Origin of the sequence: Winogradskyella ursingii, assembly GCF_013403975.1 — a bacterium.
In the GTDB taxonomy this organism is placed as follows: Bacteria; Bacteroidota; Bacteroidia; order Flavobacteriales; family Flavobacteriaceae; genus Winogradskyella; species Winogradskyella ursingii.
The window spans coordinates 74,988-88,825 of sequence record NZ_JABFDH010000003.1; the positions used below are offsets into that span (position 1 = coordinate 74,988).

Genomic DNA, 13,838 nt, shown 5'->3' on the forward strand with positions numbered 1-13,838 from the left:
TTATGAAGAGTAGAATTTTTATGTATCTGTTTATTTTTTCGGTATTGGTGATTGTGTTTCAATATGCAAATTCCAAAAGTATTTTAGATAAATATGAAAAGGATATTAAAACCTATAAGTTGCAAATCATTGAAAATGAACAAAAAATAACAGAGCTCGAAGACCAGAATTTTGAACTTAACACCTTCACTATTAACAATAATGAAGAAGCCTTAACCTATTTTGAAAATAAAGGTTATGATGTTGAAAAATTAGTGCCGGCTATTTCTGATGGACTTTTTGAAATGAATAATTACTCTGGAGAAGACCATCCCATCGTGCCCTTTGTATCTATGACTGATTCTAAATTACTCATCAATAGAGTACGTATATTAAATCATAAATGGATTATAGCTAATTTTTCTGATGGTGAAAATTGGGGTGAAATATTTGTCACTTATGATATTGACGACAACAGTAATCTAAAATATGAACTTAAGGATTATTTTTTGTACCCTAAAGCTTATTAGAGATGCTTCTTCAGCCAATCCTTTAAGTCATAGAAATTTTGAGGTGCGACACCATGGCCAACCGGATACTCTGAATATTCGTGATCAATGTTGTGAGCTTCTAGAAACTCAGGAGCTTTTCTTGCCCAATCCACAGGAATAACTTGGTCAACAGAACCATGCGAACAAAAGAAATTGAGGTTTGACACTGATTCACTTAAGCTTTTAGGTATAATATTTTCATTGATATAACCGCTTAGTGCCACAATGTTTTTTACTTTTTTAGGATGAGTCAGAGCAACGGCATAACTCAAAATTGTACCTTGACTAAAACCTAGCAAGTTCACGTTTTTATCATCGACAGGATATTTGTCACAAGCATAATCAATGAAAGATGAAATTTTTTCGACAGACGCTTTGGCTTGTTCGTCGTCACTCCATTTTCCTTTTTCTGCATCAAAATTAATTGCGTACCATGCATTTCCAAATGGCTGCATAGGGTATGGCGCTCTTAAAGAAATAATGAAAAGTTCTTCAGGTAATTCCGACGCAAAAGAAAACAAATCGTTTTCATCACTACCATAACCATGACACATAATTAATAGTGGTGCATTTGTATTTAAAGAAGAAGGTCTTGTAATATAGTGTAAGTCTGTTGACATGTTTTTATTCTATAGATTTAAATGTTTTTTGAAAAAACTCACCAAGAATCGGAATTTTGTTCAATTTACCTGTAATGGCGCCAAAAATACCATAGAGAAATAGAATTGAGAAAAATATCCAAAAAGACATACTCACCATCATGCTATCCAAACTGCTCACTACATATCCAATGGCAATATATAGCAATCCAAGTCCTAGGGCTTGTCTGATATGGAAAAAAGTAAATGGATTCTTTTTGTCTTGATTCATAAAAAAAGCAATCAAAGTACCTATTAAAGTTAAATAGGCTACCAAAGCCATGGTTTTTCCTTCTTCAATGGTGTTTTTATTCATTATTTTAAAACAATTTTATTATTCGCTATTATACCGTAAACTTTTCCTTTTAAAGTTTTTCCGAGAAACGCACTGTTTTTAGATTTTGAAATAATATCATCAGTACCGAACTTATATTCATTATTAGGGTTAAATAAACTCAAATCTACATGTTCACCTTCTTTTATCATACCTTCGGAAACACCAAACCTTGACTTACCTTGGGTAAGCAAAGCCACTGATTTTTTCGTTGTAAAAATAGTTTGCAAGGAGCCAAATGCAGATTCTAAACCAAGCGTACCATATTCTGCATAGTCGAATTCTATTTTTTTGTGTTCAACATCAATAGGATTATGGTCAGAAGTTATCATATCAATAGTGCCATCTTTCAATCCTTCAATCAAAGCATCACAATCTGTTTGTGTTCTCAGAGGAGGCAATACTTTGTAATTGGTGTCAAATCCTTCCAAAACCGCATCTGTCAATATTAAATTATGAATTGCAACACTGCACGTCACATCCAATTTTTTTGCTTTTGCCGCTCTGATTAGCTCAACTGATTTTGCTGTGGAAATTGTAGGAATGTGTAATTTACCTTCAGTATACTCCAATAAAAACAAATCGCGCGCAACTTGTAGTTCTTCTGCAAGTGCTGGGTTTCCCTTTAGCCCTAATTTTGTGCTATTGACGTGTTCATTGACAACACCCATTCCAGAAATTTTTGATTCTTGAGGAAAAGAGCATACTAATCCGCCAAAATTACTCGCGTATTGCAACGCAATTTTCATAAGGTTGGGATTGGAAATTGGTTTTTGGTAATCGTAAAATGCAATGGCACCAGCATTTTTCATATCATAAAGTTCCGCCAAGTCCTTGCCATTGCTCGACTGTGTCAAGGCACCAATTGGCATTAGACTCACAGCGTTACCGCTGGCTTTGGATTTCACGAGCGAAATATCCGCATAACTATCAATTATTGGATTGGAATTGGCATTGAGTCCAACAGCCGTAAAACCAGAAATTGCGGCCGTTCTTAAACCGTTGCTTATGGTCTCACGCTCTTCGTATCCAGGCTCACCAAAAGACACGCTACTATCAAACCAACCTTGCGACACATGAAGGTTGTCTAGTTGAATTTCTCTGTAATTATTCGGATTGGATATACGTTTTGAAATCTTAGAAATGCGACCTTTTTCAATTAAAATATCAACCGTTTCATTGTGAAAATCACTTTTAGAATCAACGATGGTTGCAGATTTTATGAGTGCGTTCATTTAAGATATTTTAAAATCAGCAGTTCTATAAGCAGAAAAGCCAGTGCAAAAATAACAAACCATTTCCATAACGCATTAACATTGGTGTTACTTTTTATAGACTCTATTGTTGTGGCTAAGTTGGAATCTACTGTTACATTGGTGACCGATGACAAATCGTGATAATTGAGTTGGCTTTCATCTCTTTTGAAATTGAAACTCAAATTCTGAAGCACTTCGTCCTTGTTCATTACCTTGAGAATACCAGCTTGGTTTGGGAACTCTTCTGTTTTCAGCTCAACCGATTTGCTATAGGTCTGTTGTAATGGAATAACAGAATTGTTTTCTGTAGCCAATGTCAAAATATCGTCTTGTCCCAAAACAGTAGTTATTGCTATGGTATTCGGTTCTGAAATGGTATAATACAGTTGTGGTAATTTTAAGCTTTGTTTGCCAATATTATAAAGCACAGGAACAATTAAAGGTGAATTTTTAAAATTGGAGTTATCTGAATTTAAAGCTGAAGAAAAAACAAAACCATCCGAAGTTCCAGCTAAAAATGGGCTACCATCTTCATAAGAAAGTATAGCATTTCTATTTGAAGAAAAAGGATAGCTCGATGTCACTTTCGGGTATTGAAAATTAGTCACTTTTGAATAAAATGCATTCGCTAAAACAGGATGGTCATAATTGATTGTTGTAATACGTTTTTCATTTAAGTTAAGGCTTTCTAAACCATTTAAGTTAAATAAGTTAATGATTTGATTATAAGAGTTTAAATCGGTGTTAACTGAAGGAATTATTAATATATGTCCTCCGTCATTTTTATAAGACTTCAATGCTGAAAATAATGCATTGGAAATGACGTCCAATTCATTCAGTACAATTAGATTTTGATCAGGAATCAAGTTGAAGTTTAAAGCATCTATATTATAACTTTTAAAGTCGAATTCGTCTTCAGTATAAATCCTTTTCAGAAAGGTGTCATCTGTATTTTGATTAACGGCCAAAACATTAATATTAGGTTTTGGATTAATATTAAAATAGAATGTATTGTCGTATTGTAGTCCGGCATCATCAATTAATAATCTGCCGTTAATGACCGTATTGTTTGCAATTGAGAAAATTGCCTCAGCTTTGTCTCTAACATCAACTGCATTTTTAGCGAGCAAAGCATCTTCATTATACAGCGATATTGAAACATTTTTTTTGTCGTCTGAAGTATTTAATAACACAACATTAAGATCTAGTTTGTCTGCCGTGGTGTTTGATATATAAACACTATCAATGCTAATATTGGATTTTAATAATGATTTTGGCTGAACTAATTTTAGTTGTATCGTGCTATCCGCATCAAATTTCAGCGCACTACTTTTATTCTGAAAATCTGAAACCAAAACCAAATTCTTCGTGGTATTTGGTGTATTAGAGAATAGTTGCTTTCCTTTTAAATAAGCATTTTCATAATCAAGTTGGTCTGGTGAAAATGATAGCTGAATCAAATCATTTTTTAATCCTTTGAGAGTTGTGTTTCTAAAGGTTTTATCATTGGTAAACAAACTGATTTTTTCATCCTCGGGAAAGGTGGTAATGATATCCTGTACAGCTTGATTCAAAAGATTGCCATTACTACCTGTCGCTTGCATACTAAAGGAATTGTCTAAATAAATGACCGTTTCCTGTGCTTCATTAAAGTCGTTTGTAACAGGAATGTAAGGTTGTGCAAAAGCGATGATTGCACAAGCCAATAGTAGCATTCGCGTTAAAAGTGTGAGCCATTTCTTTAATTGAGAACTTTTACGTGTTTGTAGCTTAACGGCTTTAAGAAACTTGACATTAGTAAATTCAACTTTCTGAAATCGACGCAGCTGAAATAGGTGAATCAGAATTGGAATGACCAGTAAAAAAAGGGCGTAAAGTAATTCTGGGTTTTTAAACTGCATTAGTTGTTTTTAAGTAAATCTCGCAGGTTTGTAAAAACCTAGCAGGTCTAAGAGTTTCAAATATAGAAAATACAAGAGTAAATGCGAGTTTCGCTTTTGAGAAATTTAACAGAAAAAGAAATAATCCATTGCCGCAATCATTCTCTGCTTGGCAAAATACCTTTTAATTTCTATTTGTGCATCGCTATTGGCCACCGTTACGATTGTTTGTGGTCTTTCTAAGGATTTCAATTCTTTATAGTCGTACATTTCTTGACCATAAATATGTTTACCTATTTTTTTTGGATTATCACAAATCCACTTAAATAGAATATTTTTTTCCAATAACAGCTTAGCCACCGTTTTTCCTTTTTTGCCAGCACCCCAAAGTGTTAGTGGTCTGTCGTGATTATAATCTAATTCCAAGAAATAATGGACTTTTATGTCCAAGAAATAATTTTGCGCATAATGCTCATGGGTACGAGAGGTACGATTATTATAATCTCGCCAGCGAAGTAGGGTTTTATTCGTAGGTATACACTTGTAACCTGCTTCATAAAATCTAAAAGCAAGATCATAATCTTCAGGATATCTGTGGTGGTCAAATGCCCCGCAAGCTATAAAATCCTCACGATACACCATCCAACAAGGTGATGGAATCACACATTCCTTATAGATTTCGGTAAAATTCTGTCCTGTTTTGGATAATTGGTTGAGCCATGTTTCATATTTAGCATATCCATCACTAAGACCATCTTCTCTAAAGTATTTAACCAAACCAAGAGCTATGTGCTGTTTACCATTTTTAACTAGATCATTAGTCATGGCTTCCAATCGATTTTCCACCATTAAATCATCGCTATCCATGCGTGTAATAAACTCACCTTTAGAATGTTGAAAAGCTGTTCTCAAAGCATCAATAATGCCATTCCCGGAATTTTTTAAACAAATTATTCTGTGATCTTTTTTGGTAAATTCCTTAACAATTTCAGTTGCTGAGTCAGTTGAATTGTCATTTACCATAATACACTCCCAATTATCATAAGTTTGATTGATAATTGAGCTTATACAATCACCAATATATTTTTCGGTATTTTTAAAGGGAATTAATATGCTGACTAACGCTGTCTTCATAATGCGAATTTAACAAAACCTTTAGGTTTAAAGTTGTAACAGATTGTAGATTTGTACGTCAAGTAAAAAACTAAAATTTTAAACATGAAAAATTATATAGCCATTCTGGGCTTAAGTGCTATTTTGGTGGGTTGTGGACCTGCAAAACCAAAAGTAGATGATTTAGCTGTTAACAATCCTATTGAAACTTCTTTGGATTTAACCGCAGTAAAAGAAGATAAAGTACCTGTTATCATAAATCCGGGCCGTTTCACTACCGAAAACGTAACCTATAGATTGCCGAGAGTAGTTCAGGGAACATATTCTGTAAGTGATTTTGGAAAATACGTAGATGATTTTAAAGCTTTGGATTACGATGGAAATGAATTAACTGTAACAAAAGTTGATACCAATACATGGACCATTACGGATGCAACTAAATTAGATCGATTAATGTATTATGTTAATGATACGTTTGATATTGAAACCAATGGAGGTATTGGTGGTGAGCAACCATTTTCACCTGCAGGCACTAATATTGCAGAAGATAACTATGTATTGAATCTACACGGATTTATAGGTTATTTTGACTCTCTGAAAAACAATCAATATGCGTTAGACGTAACTGCGCCAGCTTCATTTGATAGAACCTCTGCATTAGAGAATAAAGGAACAACTACTTCGGAAGATGGACAGACAATGACCAGCAGTTATTTTGCACCAAGATATTTTGATATCACGGATAATCCGATGATGTACGGAGATTTGGATGTCGAAGAATTTATGGTTGGAGACATAAAAATCGTATTGAGTGTTTATTCTCCTAATGGAGTTCACACTGCCGAAAGCCAAAAGGAAACCGTGTTCAACATGATGAAAGCACAAAAAGAATATTTAGGAGATGTCAACAGTACGGCACGTTACGACATCTATTTGTATTTATCTGATGGTTCTGAAACGGCGCCTAAAGGTTTTGGAGCATTGGAGCACCACACTTCAACGGTTGTTGTTTTACCAGAAGCTTCTAGCAAAGAAGGTTTGGCATCATCTATTGTAGATGTTGTAGCACATGAATTTTTTCATATAGTAACACCATTATCAGTTCATTCCGAAGATGTACATTATTTTGATTATAATCAACCAACATTCTCAAAACATCTTTGGATGTATGAGGGTGGAACTGAATATTTTGCACAGCATTTTCAAGTTTATGAAGGCTTAATGACTAATGACGAATTTTACAATGTCATTATGCAAAAGATTGGCACTTCAAAACGTATGGATGATGCTATGAGTTTTACCGTGATGAGCGAGAATGTTTTGGAAGAGCCTTATGCGTCCAATTATTTTAATGTGTATCAAAAAGGAGCGCTTATCGGTATGTGTATCGATATATTAATGCGCGAAGAGAGTGGCGGTAATAGAAGTATGCTGTCTTTAATGAAAGAGTTATCTGCGAAGTATGGAGAGAATAAACCATTTGAAGATGATAAAATTATTGCTGAAATCACTGAAATGACTTACCCAAGTGTCGGTGAGTTTTTAAGAACACATGTTGAAGGCGATGTACCGATTGATTATAGCGAATTCTTTAACAAAGTTGGTTTAACTATGGGAGAAGCAGAAGTCCCAACTAATTATATTTTTGCTGGTGGACAAAATATTATTTTCGATGGTGACCGCGAAAAGGGTGTTATAACGTTTACAGATATGGCGCTAAAAAATTCTTTTTGGAAAGCGCAAGGTGTACAAGCCGGTGATGTTATTAAAAAAGTAGATGGAACAGATTTAACTTTGGCCAATGCACAACAGGTCATAGGCGGAATGTTTGGGTGGCAAGTAGGTCAAGATATCACTATGAGTTTAGAACGAAATGGGGAGCCTATTGAGATTAAAGCTACGCTAACTCCGGCAACTGCTATGAGTACAGGATTAATCGAAGACGAAAATGCAACAGAAGCTCAAAAAGAGTTGAGAAGTGCCTGGTTAAAAGGCTAATTTTACCAATTCTAAAAATAGAAAGCTGATAGATTTTACCATCTATCAGCTTTTTTATTTAATTCTAATATGCAATTCGGTTTGTCTATGCGGCTATGGTAAAGCTAAAGGTACTGCCTTTACCTTCTTCAGAACAAACAAAAATATGGCCGTTTTGTTTTTCAATCAGGTTTTTTACGGTGCTAAGCCCAATTCCAGTACTACTTTTTGTAAAACTATTTTTAACGGTCTTAAATATTTCGAAAATTTGTTCTTGTTGGTTTTTTGGAATTCCAATACCATTGTCACTTACGCTAAATCTATGATAACCATCTAGTAATTCGTAATCCAACTGAATGATCCTCTTTGGCTTGTCGTTATATTTTATGGCATTATCAACCAAATTAATGAGTATTTGAGAGAGCACAGACTTATTTATGTTTTTGATTTCATGTTCAACATAAATAAGTTCATCTTCACTGGAAATAAGCAGTTGTTTGATATCTTCAGAAATCTCACTTAATTTAATATCCTGTTTTTTTCGTTCTAAAAGATCATCTGTTTTATAATGCATTAATATACCGTCGATATAATCTTTTAGAATATTTGCAGAATCTTCTATGGAATCTAAATAGATAATAGCGTCTTCAGATAGTTTGCTATCATTGTCATCCTTTAATAATTCTGTTAACGAAATTATATTTGCTAAAGGGCTTTTAAGATCGTGCGATACGTGACTTGCAAAAGACTTAAGTTGTATATTTCTTATTTTTAATTCTTCCTTTGTTCTCTCTAGATTAATATTCTTACGTCTTAATTCTAAGAGATTAACCACTTGATTCCCTAATGTTTTTAGTGCTTTCTTTTGTTTCTTTGACAATGTTCTTGGCTTGTGATCAAAGACACAAATAGTGCCCAATGCCAACCCATTTGAATCCACCAATGGTTGGCCAGCATAGAAAATAGCTTTAAGTTCATCTATAAGTGGGTTTTCTACAAAGCGAGGATCCTTTCGAGCATCTTCTACTATCATTACATCATCTTCCAAAATAGCATGGCCACAGAATGAAATATCTCTTGGTGACTCATTAAATGGAATGCCTTGGTGAGATTTGAAATAGTTACGTTTTTCGTCTAAAAATGTAATTAGAGCGATTGGTACATCACAAATGGATGCTACAAGTTCTGTAATGTTATCGTAATCGCTTTCTGGAAGTGTATCCAGAATTTGATAAGATTTTACAGCTTCAAGTCGTTGTTGCTCTTTTTGGGGAAGTTTAGGTGTTATCATTTAATAAGTAGGTTAACTTTATACTTACGTAATAATAACGCTGTGGGTTTTCCTTTTTTTAAATTAAAAATGTTAAAATTATTAACTCACTAATACTTAGCCGATTTACCTTTGGCGGATGAGTTCTCGATAAACTCTCTTAAATCATCATTCGCTTTTATTAAATCTTCGTTACGAAGATACATCATATGTCCGCTTCGGTAACCTTTAAAACTAAATCGATCTTTCATTTTGCCGCTTGGATCCACTTGCCATTGAGAGTATTTGGCAGAAAAATAAGTGGTAGCACCATCATAATAACCAGATTGTGTCAAAACCTTTAAATATGGATTTTGTGCCATGGCTTGTCTCAAGTCTTCCCTGGTGTTGTCGTTGTTTCGATCCCAATTTCCCACATTGCCAAAAACATTGTATTTAACATCGGTTTCAAAGCCTAAATCATTCTTAATATAATAATTTATTGCAGGTGCAAAAGAATGAAGCCAAGATGTTAATTCGGCACTGTAATCGGGACTTGTTCCGGTTTCTACTCGGTCGATGCCAATATATCTTGAATCTAAACGACCAATGGTCTGTCCGGTTTCATCACGCAATAGTTCTTTCCAGAAAAAACGATTGGGTACGTCTAAATTTTGTTGAAGAATAACCTTTTCGGATAAACCCGAATAGTAGCTCATTTTTTCAACAACAGCTTTTTTCTCCGTTTCAGGTAAATTCCAACCTTTTGCTAATGCAGGTAGCAATTCGTCTATTGCAAATTTTTCAGCTTCAGGTAGGATGTCTAATAAATCTTTAGATTGTAGCTCAGAAGGTAATTGTTTGTGATACCAAGCTGCTGCTGTGTAATACGGTAAATTTAGACTTGATGATAAAGGTCCTCCAACGCGCAGCACTTTATAGTCTGCAGGTGACACCATTATTACTCCATTAAGATACATCCATTGGCTATTTTGAAGTTCTAATGCCAAACCCATTACTCTTGTACCACCATAGCTTTCGCCAACAATATATTTTGGTGATTGCCAACGGTTGTTCCGTGTCACAAATGTGTTCATCCAGCTAGCGAGATAAGCTATATCTGCATTGACACCAAAAAATAGTTTGTCATCTGGCATGTTACCCTCTTTATCGGCAATTTTTCTTGAATATCCTGTATTAACAGGATTAACGAAAACTATATCTGCAACATCCAAAATCGAATTAGGATTGTCCTTAACTCCATAAGGTTGAATTGGGTAGCCCTCATTATCAATCTTTAAAATTTTTGGTCCTGTATAGGCAATATGCATCCAAACCGAAGCTGAACCTGGCCCACCGTTAAAAGAAAATATCAATGGTCTGTTATTGCCATTGCTATCGTTGGTGCGTTTATAATAGGTATAATATAGAGAGGCGATGATATTCCCTTCATCATTCCAAACTGGCTGAAATCCAGTAGCTGCCTGATAATCTACCGTTTCACCCTTTATATTAACAGAGCTATTGGTGATGTAAGCAGTGTCTACCGGAATTTGTAAATCTTGTGAAAAGCTGAAAGCGAATGCCGCTAAAAATAGATATACCAATGAAATTTTCATACGTTGTTATTTTTAAAGTTCGTCAAATCGAATGGAGTTTAATCTTGAATAATTCAGCACTAATATCGATAATTAATTAATATGTCATCTTCTATATTTCATGATATCAATTCAATACTTTAGCTCACTCAAAAGGACGTACAATTATTATTTTATAAATATAAACAACCAAAATTAGAAACCCTCAAAAACACCAAGCCCAAATAAGGCAAAATCGTATTTAACCGGATCCGAAGAATCTAATTTTCTTAGCGCCTTATCCAATTCTGCTAATGCTTTGCCATCGTTTTGTTTTCGTTTTAAAAGCCCAAGTTTTCTGGCAACATTACCCGAATGCACATCTAACGGACAACTAAGCTGGGATGAAGAAAGAGATTTCCAGATGCCGAAGTCTACACCATTATTGTCGTTTCTTACCATCCATCTTAAAAACATATTGATGCGCTTTGCAGCTGAATTTTTCAATGGATCACTCACATGTTTTTTGGTACGTTCTAAATGCTCAATCTCAAAAAACAGCCTTTTAAACTGGTGAATGCTATTTTGAAGCGAGTCCGTTTCAGCAAATTTAGCAAAGACTGCTTCCATATCTTCATGAGTTTTGTAAATATGCTTTAAACTTGTAACGAATTGAATAAAATCTAAACCGTTGAACGTCCGATGTACAAAAGGTAGTAGACTTTCTAAATCCGATTCTTGATGCTGCATTACAAACTGAAAAGGGGAGTGGTCCAGCAATTCCATCATACGGTGCGCATTGTTAATAATGCTCTTACGATTTCCCCAAGCAATGGTTGCTGTTAAAAATGCAGCAATTTCTATATCCTCATTTTTACTAAATTGATGCGGAATTTGTATTGGGTCGCTTTCAATAAATTTGGGATGGTTATATAAATTGACTTTAGTGTCTAGGAAATCTTTGAGTTCTGCTTTTTTGAGTTGCACTGTTTTTGTGCTAAAAATAAAAGTATCTATTTGGATTACGAAAAAATGAAAGATATAATTTTTTCAAGGTTTTGACTTACTCTTGTCATGATTGGCATAGATAAAATAATGAACAATGAATATTATACTTATAAAAAAAAGCCTAAACAGTTTTCTATTTAGGCCTTTGTTTAATCGTATTATTTTAATTCCCCTCACTCAATGAAAAACTTCCGTCTCCATTAAATGAGTTGAGCGTAATAGTAACAGTCCAAATCCCAGAAACTCCAGAGGAAGTTACACCTGAAAATGAGTCTGGTTCTGACGCACCATTCAAAGATCTGTCTAATACTATTGTACCATCTGCATCTGCCACCAACATGTTAAACGAGCCTTCTGAAGTTGCAGTAATATCAGCATTATAATCGGCAGTACTCAAACTGTTCTGCCAAGTAAAAATTCTAGTATCACTACCTCCTTTACTTGTAAAGCTCCCGTCAATGTCACCATTAAAGTCATCTTCATTATCAAATAAGACGCTACCATTAACAGTCACTTCAACTTGAGGTTGAGGATCATCATCGTCACTGCATCCAACTGTCGTAATACAGACAGTGGTCAATACCACAATAAATAGGTTTTTAAATTTTAATTTGTTCATAATTATAGATTTAGGGTTAATAAATATGACAAAAACTTTAATTTTATAGTTTGTGCCGTAGTATTTTTTTTTAGTACTATAGTACTATAGTAAATTAAATATCGATAAAATACAAATATTATAGATGTTATACAAGATAGGGATTTTTCCAATCTTGATCTTTAACAGAACTAAATTATGCCATACTACCAGAACAACGATAGAATAAAAGTCTTTTTAAAAGATAAACACAAGAAGCCTCTTTTTAAAATGATTAAGGAGTTCCGTGAACTCAAAAAGGTCAAAGGAGAAACTCCATACTACTATTTTAAGTACCTCTACAGAAAAGATATTACAAATCATTTGGATTATCTCAGTGCCGCAGAGATGAATTTGATTAGACAGAGCAAGCGCTTGCATAATCCTGAACTTACACCAATTTTCAAAAACAAGCTGCTGTTCTCTCAACTTTTTGAAAAGTCAGATATCAGCACTCCAAAATTAATTAGTTACAACATTAATAATGAATTTTATATCGGTACAGAAAAGACCATCGTGACTAATGAAGATGAGCTTTTTAAATTTTTTGAAAATAGATTTGCCGATACCAACGTAGAAAGCATCTTTTTTAGACCACACTCAGATTACGGAGGTCATGGTTGCTTTAAACTCACCAAAAAAGATTTAAAAACACAAATTTCTAATGCTTTAGAAATGCTTCTCAAAAACAATTATGTGCATACCGAAATTATAGAGCAGCATCCAGAAATAAATAAAATACACGCTTCATCAGTAAATACAATGCGTATTCTAACCCTTGTTACGAGCAGTAATGATGTCAAGGTTGTCTATGCAGGTTTTAGATTGGGAGTAGGTGATAGCGTGGTTGATAATTCTAGCTCAGGAGGATTTTTTATTGGTACAAATATGGATAAGGGCACACTGGATGAACACGGTTTTTATTTAATTGAGTATGGAGGCGGAAAAGTATATGAGCATCCTGATAATGGTTTTAAGTTAGAAGGGTTTAAAATTCCTTTTTTTAAAGAAGCATGCGAATTGGCGAAAAAAGGTGTTGAATTATTACCAGATGGATTTATTGGTTGGGATGTGGCAATAACTCCAAATGGCCCAACCATTGTTGAAGCTAATGATATGCCACACTTACAAAGTTCCGATAGAGCTTCTCGTGGTTTTTTAAAAAACCCTTACATGAAAGAATTGATTTCTGAGTTAAAAGAAGAAAAGCGGAAACAGGCTAAATAGCTATTTTACAGCAATCATACTAATTTCAACATTGACGTATTTTGGTAAATTAGCCACTTCAACTGTTTCTCTTGCAGGTGCAGTCTTTTCATCAAAATATTCGCCATATACTTCATTGATTTTACTGAAGTTATTCATGTCGCTAATAAATATGGAGGTTTTGAAAACGTTTTCAAAAGTCATTCCTGCTTCCTCTAAGACTGCTTTTAGATTCTTCATAACTTGATGGGTTTCTACTTCAATAGAATCCATAACTAGCTCCATTGTTACTGGATTGAGGGCAATTTGCCCAGAGGTGTATAGCGTATTGCCTATTAATACAGCTTGATTGTACGGACCAATTGGAGCTGGTGCTTTAGACGTGTTTATAATTTTTTTCATTTATGGTGCACTTTTATTTGTGTCTATTCCT

13 protein-coding genes are annotated in these 13,838 nt (G+C 34.3%); 3 read left to right on the plus strand and 10 right to left on the minus strand.

The window, feature by feature from the left end; all coding sequences use genetic code 11:
- The first annotated feature begins 2 nt into the window (after window positions 1-2).
- On the plus strand, window positions 3-509 hold the full coding sequence (locus tag HM983_RS07715) for a hydrolase (RefSeq protein ID WP_246277487.1): 507 nt from the start codon (window positions 3-5) through the stop codon (window positions 507-509).
- Here the strand turns inward: HM983_RS07715 and HM983_RS07720 are convergent.
- The 5 genes from HM983_RS07720 to HM983_RS07740 all read right to left on the minus strand — a co-directional run bounded on the left by HM983_RS07720 (window position 506) and on the right by HM983_RS07740 (window position 5,772).
- Window positions 506-1,150: an alpha/beta hydrolase gene (locus HM983_RS07720; protein WP_179344841.1), complete on the minus strand. Its 645-nt coding sequence runs from the start codon at window positions 1,148-1,150 to the stop codon at window positions 506-508. The genes HM983_RS07715 and HM983_RS07720 overlap by 4 nt on opposite strands.
- Window positions 1,151-1,154: 4 nt before the next feature.
- Window positions 1,155-1,484 (minus strand): hypothetical protein, encoded by a 330-nt coding sequence (locus tag HM983_RS07725; RefSeq protein WP_179344842.1) that lies wholly within the window; start codon window positions 1,482-1,484, stop codon window positions 1,155-1,157.
- Complete coding sequence (locus HM983_RS07730; protein WP_179344843.1) at window positions 1,484-2,737, minus strand: dihydroorotase; 1,254 nt, start codon at window positions 2,735-2,737, stop codon at window positions 1,484-1,486. The genes HM983_RS07725 and HM983_RS07730 overlap by 1 nt, the downstream gene beginning before the upstream one ends.
- The gene (locus tag HM983_RS07735; RefSeq protein WP_179344844.1) at window positions 2,734-4,659 is read right to left on the minus strand and encodes a BatA domain-containing protein; all 1,926 of its coding nucleotides are present in this window, start codon (window positions 4,657-4,659) and stop codon (window positions 2,734-2,736) included. The genes HM983_RS07730 and HM983_RS07735 overlap by 4 nt, the downstream gene beginning before the upstream one ends.
- Before the next feature lie 105 nt (window positions 4,660-4,764).
- Window positions 4,765-5,772, minus strand: coding sequence for a glycosyltransferase family 2 protein (locus HM983_RS07740; protein ID WP_179344845.1), 1,008 nt, complete (start codon window positions 5,770-5,772; stop codon window positions 4,765-4,767).
- An 84-nt stretch (window positions 5,773-5,856) separates the two neighbouring features.
- Between HM983_RS07740 and HM983_RS07745 the strand changes: the two genes are divergently transcribed.
- Window positions 5,857-7,749: a M61 family metallopeptidase gene (locus HM983_RS07745; protein ID WP_179344846.1), complete on the plus strand. Its 1,893-nt coding sequence runs from the start codon at window positions 5,857-5,859 to the stop codon at window positions 7,747-7,749.
- Window positions 7,750-7,834: 85 nt separating this feature from the next.
- On the opposite strand, the gene HM983_RS07750 is transcribed toward HM983_RS07745, so the two are convergent.
- The 4 genes from HM983_RS07750 to HM983_RS07765 all read right to left on the minus strand — a co-directional run bounded on the left by HM983_RS07750 (window position 7,835) and on the right by HM983_RS07765 (window position 12,181).
- Window positions 7,835-9,019: a sensor histidine kinase gene (locus HM983_RS07750; protein ID WP_179344847.1), complete on the minus strand. Its 1,185-nt coding sequence runs from the start codon at window positions 9,017-9,019 to the stop codon at window positions 7,835-7,837.
- 89 nt (window positions 9,020-9,108) lie between these two features.
- A complete protein-coding gene (locus tag HM983_RS07755) occupies window positions 9,109-10,596 on the minus strand; it encodes a S10 family peptidase (protein ID WP_179344848.1) in 1,488 nt (495 codons plus the stop codon).
- A 174-nt stretch (window positions 10,597-10,770) separates the two neighbouring features.
- The gene (locus HM983_RS07760; protein ID WP_317166954.1) at window positions 10,771-11,541 is read right to left on the minus strand and encodes a TIGR02757 family protein; all 771 of its coding nucleotides are present in this window, start codon (window positions 11,539-11,541) and stop codon (window positions 10,771-10,773) included.
- 184 nt (window positions 11,542-11,725) lie between these two features.
- Window positions 11,726-12,181 (minus strand): hypothetical protein, encoded by a 456-nt coding sequence (locus HM983_RS07765; RefSeq protein ID WP_179344849.1) that lies wholly within the window; start codon window positions 12,179-12,181, stop codon window positions 11,726-11,728.
- Between the two features lie 177 nt (window positions 12,182-12,358).
- On the opposite strand from HM983_RS07765, the gene HM983_RS07770 reads away from it, so the two are divergent.
- Window positions 12,359-13,426 carry a sugar-transfer associated ATP-grasp domain-containing protein gene (locus tag HM983_RS07770; protein WP_179344850.1) on the plus strand — a complete coding sequence of 356 codons (1,068 nt, stop codon included), beginning with the start codon at window positions 12,359-12,361 and terminating at the stop codon, window positions 13,424-13,426.
- On the opposite strand, the gene HM983_RS07775 is transcribed toward HM983_RS07770, so the two are convergent.
- A complete protein-coding gene (locus HM983_RS07775; protein WP_179344851.1) occupies window positions 13,427-13,807 on the minus strand; it encodes a RidA family protein in 381 nt (126 codons plus the stop codon).
- Window positions 13,808-13,838: the final 31 nt, after the last annotated feature.